This is a genomic window from Azospirillum sp. B4 (assembly GCF_000333275.1).
In the GTDB taxonomy this organism is placed as follows: Bacteria; Pseudomonadota; Alphaproteobacteria; order Azospirillales; family Azospirillaceae; genus Nitrospirillum.
The window spans coordinates 1-5,722 of sequence record NZ_BACU01000572.1 but is presented as its reverse complement, the minus strand read 5'-3'; the positions used below and the strand labels follow the sequence as shown (position 1 = coordinate 5,722).

The 5,722-nt window shown below is 68.5% G+C and carries 6 protein-coding genes and 1 pseudogene; 4 read left to right on the top strand and 3 right to left on the bottom strand.

The window, feature by feature from the left end:
• From I55_RS25690 to I55_RS25680, 3 genes and pseudogenes are all read left to right on the top strand, one after another.
• A pseudogene (locus I55_RS25690) lies at window positions 1-553 on the top strand (metallopeptidase TldD-related protein); the annotation flags it as partial.
• A 15-nt stretch (window positions 554-568) separates the two neighbouring features.
• Window positions 569-892: a thioredoxin gene (gene trxA, locus I55_RS25685; protein ID WP_044563570.1), complete on the top strand. Its 324-nt coding sequence runs from the start codon at window positions 569-571 to the stop codon at window positions 890-892.
• Window positions 893-894: 2 nt separating this feature from the next.
• A complete protein-coding gene (locus I55_RS25680; RefSeq protein ID WP_148293954.1) occupies window positions 895-1,737 on the top strand; it encodes a hypothetical protein in 843 nt (280 codons plus the stop codon).
• 93 nt (window positions 1,738-1,830) lie between these two features.
• Here the strand turns inward: I55_RS25680 and I55_RS25675 are convergent, their stop codons facing one another.
• Entirely contained in the window at window positions 1,831-2,646 is an 816-nt protein-coding gene (locus I55_RS25675; RefSeq protein WP_044563568.1) for an SDR family oxidoreductase, read from the bottom strand.
• The gene (locus I55_RS25670) at window positions 2,643-4,172 is read right to left on the bottom strand and encodes an NAD(P)/FAD-dependent oxidoreductase (RefSeq protein WP_044563567.1); all 1,530 of its coding nucleotides are present in this window, start codon (window positions 4,170-4,172) and stop codon (window positions 2,643-2,645) included. The genes I55_RS25675 and I55_RS25670 overlap by 4 nt, the downstream gene beginning before the upstream one ends.
• A 201-nt stretch (window positions 4,173-4,373) precedes the next feature.
• Between I55_RS25670 and I55_RS25665 the strand changes: the two genes are divergently transcribed.
• Entirely contained in the window at window positions 4,374-4,979 is a 606-nt protein-coding gene (locus I55_RS25665; protein WP_044563566.1) for a TetR/AcrR family transcriptional regulator, read from the top strand.
• A 42-nt stretch (window positions 4,980-5,021) separates the two neighbouring features.
• On the opposite strand, the gene I55_RS25660 is transcribed toward I55_RS25665, so the two are convergent.
• Window positions 5,022-5,513 (bottom strand): fibronectin type III-like domain-contianing protein, encoded by a 492-nt coding sequence (locus I55_RS25660; RefSeq protein ID WP_159107271.1) that lies wholly within the window; start codon window positions 5,511-5,513, stop codon window positions 5,022-5,024.
• Window positions 5,514-5,722: the final 209 nt, after the last annotated feature.

Genomic DNA, 5,722 nt, shown 5'->3' with positions numbered 1-5,722 from the left:
ATGACGGGTCTTTGCCCGGCCGGCTGGCCAGCGTCGGCATCGATGACGAAGGAACGCCTGGCAAAGGAACGNCCTCATGAGAAACGGCGTATTGACGGGGCTGATGCAGGACCGCCTGAACGCCCGCCTCATGAACATGAGGCCGACGGGAAATGCGCGGCGCCAGTCCTATGCGCATCTTCCCATGCCGCGGATGACGAACACCTTCCTCCTGGCCGGCCAGGAGGATCCGACCGACATCGTCGCGTCGGTGGCGCGTGGCATCTATGCCCCCCGGATGGGGGGCGGCCAGGTGGATATCACCAGCGGCCGTTTCAACTTCACCGCCGTCGAGGCCTACCTCATCGAGGACGGCAAGATCACCGCCCCGGTGAAGGGGGTGACGCTGGTGGGCGTGGGACATGAGGCGCTGCGCCACATCCGTGCCGTCGGCCATGACTGGGCACTGGATGAGGGAATCGCGACCTGCGGCAAAGCGGGCCAGACAGTGAGCGTCAGCGTGGGCCAACCGACCCTGCGCATTGATGAGATGGTTGTAAGTGGCAGTGTGTGACATGGAGGAATCAAAATGAAAAAAGCGACCAGCGTGAATACAGCCGAATTTGATTCAAAGGTCATTGGCGCCGAGACGCCGGCACTGGTGGACTTCTGGGCACCTTGGTGTGGCCCTTGCCGTGCGCTGGCACCGATACTTGATGAGGTCGCCACCGATTTTGATGGCGAGATGAATGTCTACAAGGTGGACATCGAGGCGGAGCCGGACGTGGCCGCCCGCTTCGGGGTGCAGACCGTGCCCGTGCTGATCCTGTTCAAGGGCGGCGAGGAGATCCATCGCCGGGTCGGCACCCTCTCGCGCACACAGCTCACAGCCATCATCGAGCAGAAATTATGACAGTGGATCGTCCCGCGTTTCATGGCCGCCTGGATTTGAAGCAGAAGCTGATCGACAGCATCGATGCGCTGATTGGCGCAGGGCATATCCAGGGCCAGCGGAGTGCCAAACCGCTCACTACCCTGATGTCTACCGACTGTGAGGAGCTTTCGGAGGTCTACGGCCTGCCCCCGTCCTTGGTGTTGTTGCTGGACGCCATGCCAGCCTATGCGGGCAACGCGGCTGCGGTCGCGGCCTGGCGGGATTTGGTGGGGGCCATCGAGCCGGGGGCGGATCTAACCCTCCCATTGTATGGCTTCCTGCTGATGATGCTGGCCCCGCCACGGGATGACATCGATCCGTCGGACATCACAGGTCGTTTGTCGAAACTTCACCAGAGGCTTTTGGCTGGGGAGGCGGTGGCGCGTGCCGAATGGGCCAGCCTCCGGAACGAGTTGGTCGCCCTGTCGGAAGAGAAGTTCCCGCCGGGCGATCGGCGTAAACTGCAACATTCCGTCTGGGAAGCGGCGGCTTGGCCGCTGAGCAGCTCCCCCAGCATATTGGTTCAGATGTTCAGAAGCTGGGGAATCCTGAGCGAACTGGTGCCGGATCCGGAATGGTCCGACGCCGACGAGGCCCGCAAGGACCAGGTTCTCAACGAGATTTGGCAGGAACAGGCCCCGGCGCGCACCGCAGGGGAACGGCCGGAATACCCAGCCTTGTTCAGGGCGCGTGAGCCTGACCTGGCTGGCCGGTTCGAGGCCCATCTGGCCCGGGCGAACGCGGGCGCCAGCGCGCGGTGGCTCGAGGCGGTCAACTATCTCGCGATGCTGTTCAGGGAGAACGCCGCTGCGGATCGGGCCTGACGGAACGCTTGAGACCCCGGGAGGGCAGCACGGGGAAGAGCGACGCTGCGAACCCTGCGTGGGAATTTCGAGGGCCGGCTTCGCTGTTCCTGGCTATCGCGGGCGCAGCAGCGACCAGTAGCGGGTGGGGAACAGGCGTTGGATGAGCTCGGCCGCCTGCGCGTCTCGGCCAACCAGCACCCGGTCCCGTCGCTGCTCCACCGCCCGCACGATGATCTCGCCGGCCTGGTCCGGCGGCATCCGCAGCAGGCGCTGCGCCGTCGCCTTCTGCTCGGCCAGGGTGGTGGCGTCCGCCCCGGCCGGCGGGCGGGCGTTGGCGGCGATGGCGGTGGCTACCCCCCCGGGGTGGACCAGGGTCACGCCCACGCGGGTCCCGGCCAGTTCGTGGCGCAACGCCTCGGTGAAGCCGCGCACGGCGAACTTGCTGGCGGCATAGGCGGCCTGCCCGGGAGGGGCGACGATGCCGAAGATGCTGGACAGGTTGACCAGCCGGGCGTCGTCGCTGGCACTGAGCAACGGCAGGAAGGCCCGGGTCATCTGCACCAGGCCGGTGAAATTCACCGCCATCAGCCAGTCGAAATCCGCTTCCGCCACCTGGCGAAAGGTGCCACCCAGGGCGACGCCGGCGTTGTTGACCAGGATGTCCGTCCCGCCGTGGCCGGTGGCCACCTGGCCTGCGAAGGCGGCGACGGCCGGGCGGTCGGCCACGTCCAGCCGGTAGGCCTCGGCGCGCACGCCGTGGTCACGGGTCGCGGCGCCGGCCGTGGCCTGGGCCGCTGCCAGGTCGATGTCGGCCAGTGCCAGCCCGCAGCCCCGCCGGGCCAGGGAAAGGGCGATGGCCCGGCCGATGCCGCCGCCGGCACCGGTGATCACGGCGGTGCGGCCGCTCAGTCGCAAGGGTTGGGTCATGGCGTGATGTCCTTCAGGCTTTGGCCGGGGCGCAGGAAGGCCAGGGCCGCGTCGCGCGGGCTCGACAGGTGGAAGGCGGCCAGGTCCGCCAGATAGTTCTGCCGTACCCGCCAGGGCGGTCGGCTGCCCTGGCCGGGCATATGCGGGCGTGCCCGCAGCACATAGCCGGAGGCGAAGCCCAGCAGCGGTTCCCGCCCATCGCCCGCCGCCGCCTGGCGGGGGACGCAGACGGTATGGCCGTGGCGCTCCATACGGTTCAGCAGGCGGCAGACGGCGCGGGCCGTCAGGTCGCACTTCAGGGTCCAGGAGGCGTTCACATAGCCCATGGCCAGCGCATGGTTGGGCACGTCGCCCAGCATCATTCCCTGGTACAGCAGCCGGTCCCCCGGATTGACCAGGGCCCCGTCGACCCGCATCTCCATCCCACCCAGCAGGCGCATCTCCAGCCCGGTGGCGGTGATGATTACATCAGCGTCAATTTCCTCGCCGGATTCCAGCCGGATGCCGATCGGCGTGAAGCGGGCGATGCGGCCGGTGGCGATCTCGGCTGCACCGGTTTTCAGGGCGGTGAACAGGTCACCGTCGGGCACCAGGCAGACGCGCTGGTCCCACGGGGCGTAGGTCGGTGTGAAATGCCGGCTGACATCGATGCCGTCGCCCAGGGCGGCCCGTGCCGCTTCGATGATGCGGCGTTTCACGGTTTCCGGCCGCCGCCGGGCCAACTGATAGGTCAGCAGGCTCCAGCCGATGTATTTCCAGCGCACCAGGGCGGCGGCCAGCCAGCCGGGCAGCCGCCGGCGGAGGCGCGCGCCCAAGTCGTCGTGCCGGGGGCGGGAGACGATGTAGGTGGGGGACCGTTGCAGCATGGTCACCATCGCTCCCCGGTCGGCCAGGGCCGGCACCAGGGTCACGGCGGTGGCGCCGCTGCCGATCACCACCACCCGGCGGCCCTTGACCTCCAAATCCTCCGGCCAATGCTGGGGATGGACGATGCGGCCCCGGAAATCCTCAGCCCCCGGGAAGACAGGCGTATGGCCCTGGTCATAGCGGTAATAGCCGCTACACAGGTAAAGGAAGCGGCAGCGGACCTTTCGCCCACCTTCCGCCGTGGCCAGGCCGACCGTCCAGAGCTGGTCCCGGCTGCACCAGTCCGCCCGCGTCACCCGCCAGCCCAGGCGGATGCGTGGCATCAGCCCGAACTCGCTGGCCGTGTCCTCGATATAATCGCGGATCGCCGGACCGTCGGCGATGGACGCGTCGGCCTGCCAGGGGCGGAACGGGAAGCCCAGCGTGTGCATGTCGCTGTCCGACCGGATGCCGGGATAGCGGAACAGATCCCAGGTCCCGCCGATGCGGTCCCGCGCCTCCACCAGCGCCCAGCTTTTCCGCGGGCAATGCAGGGTCAGGCGGCAGGCGGCGTCGATGCCGGACAGGCCGGCGCCGACGATCAGGACGTCCAGCGGATCGGGCAACCCGCCCAGCGGGTTCAGGGTGGGCCGGTCGCGAGATTCGCTCTCGGGAAGCATGGGCGTCTCCATTATATACATAACTGTAAATAACATTCGCCGCGCCCGGCGCAAAGGGCTTTCGCGCCGGTGTAAAAGAGTGGAGGTGGCCAAGGAGGGCACGTGCGGCGGGTGGCCGAGCGCAAAGGAAGGGCGACCGCGACGCTTCTTCACGGCAATCCCTCTCGACCGCCGCGCCGGGGTCAGCCTATATTGACATCCATGTCGACAGAACGCCCCCCCCGTCAGCGGCGCCAGCGCCGCTCGCCCGAAGAAGCCCGCCGCCTGGCCTTGGAGGCGGCGCGCGCCTGCCTATTGGAGAACGGCCCCGGTGCGGTGACCCTGCAGGAAGTGGGGAAGCGCATCGGCATGACCCATGTGAACCTCATCCATCATTTCGGGTCGGCGGCCGGGTTGCAGACGGCGCTGATGGCGTCGATGCTGTGCGACCTGAACGCCGCCTTGGGACAGGCCATCACCCGCATCCTGTCGGATGACCCGACCGCCCAGCGGGAGATGATCGACATCGTCTTCGACGCCTATGCCGAGGGCGGCGCCGCGAAGCTGGCGGCCTGGATCGCGCTGAGCGGCGAGATCGACCGTTTCGAACCGATCCGCATTGCCGTCCAGGCGCTGGTGGTGGAAATCGAGAAGCGCCTGCCACCGGACAGCGAACTGAGCATCGGGCGCCTGAAATCCAGCATCCTGTTCATCGCCCTCAACGCGTTCGCCGACGCGCTGATCGGCGGCTTCATGCGGGAGACGCTGGGCCGTGAGGCTGATGCCACCCGCAAGATGGTCGCGCGGCTGCTGCCCTCCTTCTATTAGGGGCCCTCCCATCCCGGCGTTCCGGGATGAGAAGGCGGATTATTACGGCACGGTGGCGCTCCCGCCCGCCACGGTCAGCTTGGCCTGCCGCCGGATGTCGGCGGAGGAGGGGCCGACCAGCAGCGTGTAGTCGCCGGGCCGCACCCGCCATTGGCTGCTCGCCTCGTCCCAGGCGGCGAAGGCCCGGGGGTCGACGGACAGGCTGACCACCCGCCGCTCCCCCGGCTTCAGCGCCAGCTTGGCGAAGGCGCGCAGCTGCTTGGGCGGTTCCTGCGCGTCCCGATGCGCCGGGGCCACGTAGAGCTGCACCACCTCCTGGCCCGCCGGGCCAGCGCTGTTGCGCAGGTCCAGGGAGACGGTCACCGGCTGCCCCCCCTTGACGTGGCCCGGCGCCTTCAGCCCGCCATAGGTGAAGATCGAATAGGACAGGCCGTGGCCGAAGGGGAACAGCGGCGTCACGCCCCTGGCCTCCAGGCCCCGGTAGCCGACCAGCAACCCCTCGGTGTATTTGCTCTCCAGGGCGGCGAGATCCACCGGGATAGGGGTCGACCGCCGCCTGCGCCGTCCGCCCGGCCGGGTCCCCAGGCACCAGGCCCAGCCGCGCCAGGGTCGCCAGCAGGCGCCGCTGACGCTGCAGGAACCGGTCCCGCCGCCGCCGCGCCCCGCGCGCCAGGCGCCGGTCCATGGCCAGGCTGGTGCCCGATTGCGGATCCCGCCCATCGGGGAACACGCGCACCCCCATG

Coding starts and splice junctions, on each gene's coding strand:
- trxA (WP_044563570.1), top strand. CDS start 569: ATGAAAAAAGCGACCAGCGTGAATACAGCCGAATTTGATTCAAAGGTC.
- I55_RS25675 (WP_044563568.1), bottom strand. CDS start 2,646: ATGACCCAACCCTTGCGACTGAGCGGCCGCACCGCCGTGATCACCGGT.
- I55_RS25670 (WP_044563567.1), bottom strand. CDS start 4,172: ATGCTTCCCGAGAGCGAATCTCGCGACCGGCCCACCCTGAACCCGCTG.
- I55_RS25665 (WP_044563566.1), top strand. CDS start 4,374: ATGTCGACAGAACGCCCCCCCCGTCAGCGGCGCCAGCGCCGCTCGCCC.